Annotated in this window: 3 protein-coding genes and 1 pseudogene; all 4 read left to right on the forward strand. The window is 65.3% G+C overall.

The features are described 5' to 3' along the window. Positions 1–241 (forward strand): annotated as a pseudogene (locus CZ203_RS14405) (hypothetical protein); the annotation flags it as partial. Positions 242–552: 311 nt separating this feature from the next. Continuing rightward, positions 553–1,470, forward strand: a complete 918-nt coding sequence (locus tag CZ203_RS01380) for a PSP1 domain-containing protein (protein WP_087064297.1) — start codon at positions 553–555, stop codon at positions 1,468–1,470. Continuing rightward, on the forward strand, positions 1,452–1,589 hold the full coding sequence (locus CZ203_RS15045; RefSeq protein WP_235847431.1) for an Orn/Lys/Arg family decarboxylase: 138 nt from the start codon (positions 1,452–1,454) through the stop codon (positions 1,587–1,589). Before CZ203_RS01380 ends, CZ203_RS15045 begins: the two co-directional genes overlap by 19 nt. 115 nt (positions 1,590–1,704) lie before the next feature. Continuing rightward, positions 1,705–2,028 carry a cyclic-di-AMP receptor gene (locus CZ203_RS01390; protein WP_087064299.1) on the forward strand — a complete coding sequence of 108 codons (324 nt, stop codon included), beginning with the start codon at positions 1,705–1,707 and terminating at the stop codon, positions 2,026–2,028. Positions 2,029–2,180: the final 152 nt, after the last annotated feature.

The following is a 2,180-nucleotide window of genomic DNA, read 5'->3' on the forward strand; positions in this document are numbered from 1 at the left end:
CTGGGGCTGCGACATCTGCTCGGAGGCCTGCCCGCTCAACCGCGGCGCCGCGCCAAGCCCCAACCCCGCCTTTACGGAAAACCGCATCCTGTCCCTCGCCCCGGGCGACCTCGAAGGCCTGACCCGGCGGCAGTTCCAGGAACGGTACCCGGAACGCGCCTTCACCTGGCGCGGCCCCGCCCCGCTGCGCCGCAACCTGGCGCTGCAACAGGAAAAGGAGCAAAATGATGCCAACCCATAACCAGGACGCGCCGCTTTATGAGGCGCTGCAGGCGCTCGCCGCGCGCGATACCCTGCGCTTCCACATGCCCGGCCACAAGGGCAAGCCGGTCTTCGACGCGTACGCGGGCGTATTCCCGCTCGATTTTACCGAGACCTACGGCACCGGCAACCTGTACGAGGGCGCCGGCCCCATCCGCGAGGCCGAGCGGCTCGCCGCCGCCTATTACGGCGCGGCGGACTNCCAGCTCCGCGCTCTGTGCGGGCGCGTACGGCGCCTGCTGGCTGTAACGGGCGTCCAAACCCGATTTCATTAACTGGAGGAACCCCCATTTGACCAATATTATCGGCGTCCGATTCAAGAAGATCGGCAAAATCTATTACTTCGACCCGTGCGGGCAGGAAGTCCGCCCGGGCGACCACGTCATCGTCGAAACCGCGCGCGGCGTGGAATACGGCGAGGCCGTCATGGGCAACACCGACGTGGAGGACGAAACCGTCGTCCAGCCCCTCAAGAAGATGCTGCGCGTCGCCACCGAGGCCGACCGCGAGGTCGTCGAGGAAAACGAGCGGCACGCGCGCGAAGCCTTCGATATCTGTAAGAAGAAAATTGCGGAGCACGGCCTGGACATGCACCTTGTCACGGTCGAATGCACCTTTGACCTCAATAAAATCCTGTTCTACTTCACCGCCGACGGGCGCGTCGATTTCCGCGAGCTGGTCAAGGACCTCGCAGGCGTCTTCCGCACCCGCATCGAGCTGCGCCAGATCGGCGTGCGCGACGAGGCCAAGATGCTCGGCGGCCTGGGCGCCTGCGGGCGCGAGCTGTGCTGCTCGTCCTACCTGGACGATTTCCAGCCGGTCTCCATCAACATGGCCAAGGAGCAGAACCTTTCCCTGAACCCCGCCAAGATCTCGGGCACCTGCGGCCGCCTGATGTGCTGCCTCAAGTACGAGCACGAGGTCTATGCCGAGCTGCAAAAGGTCACCCCGCGCCAGGGCAGCGTCGTGGAAACGCCGGAGGGCACGGGCACCGTGGTTTCCGCGCAGATGCTGCGCGGCACCTGCAAGGTGCAGCTTGACGACAGCGCGGACAGCCCCAAGGTCTTTTCCTGCGAGGAATGCCGCATGCTGCGCGCCGCCAAGGGCGGCAGGGGCGGCCGCCCCTGCTGTGCACAGCGCGCGGAGNTGCCCCGCGGGAGGCCGTGCCCGCCGCGCAGGCCGCGGGGCGGGTGTGCGCGCGCCCCGTAACCCCCTACCCGCCCGGCATCCCGGTGCTGTGGCCGGGCGAGAAAATCACGGCCGCACACGTTGAATTCCTGACCGAAAGATGCTATACTACGGTCAAGGAGGTCGAAGTGGCCTCCTGATTGCCAAAACCCGTTTCCGTTGCCAAAATCCGCATGGAAACGGCGCGAAATGACATTATTACCCCGTCTTTGCGCATCCCGGGCAGGCACCGGGACCCGATAGGAGGTATACGCCATGAAAATGCTTCTCGCCATCATCAATTCCGACGACGCGCATAACGTCATCGACAATTTAATGAAGGAAGGCTTCTCGATCACCAAGCTCGCCACGACGGGCGGCTTCCTGAAGGCCGGCAACGTCACGGTGCTGATCGGCCTGGACGAGGATAAGCTCGACAACGCGATCGGTATCATCCGCCAGTATTCCTCTTCCCGCAAGCAGGTCATCCCGACCACCGCCGAGCTGGGCATGGGCTTTTACCCGACCATGCCGGTGCAGGTCGACGTGGGCGGCGCGACCGTCTTTGTGCTGAACGTCGAGCGGTTTGAAAAGCTCTGATGGCGCACGGCACGATGACGGCGGACGCGGCGCTCCGCACGGTGCTGGGCGGCCGCCTGCCCCAGGCCATCCTGCTGACGGGCGATAAGGGCAGCGGCAAAATGGGGCTTGCCCGCCGCCTCGCCGCGGCGCTGCTCTGTACGGGCGCGCCG

This window comes from Intestinibacillus massiliensis (genome assembly GCF_900155735.1).
GTDB lineage: Bacteria > Bacillota > Clostridia > Oscillospirales > Butyricicoccaceae > Intestinibacillus > Intestinibacillus massiliensis.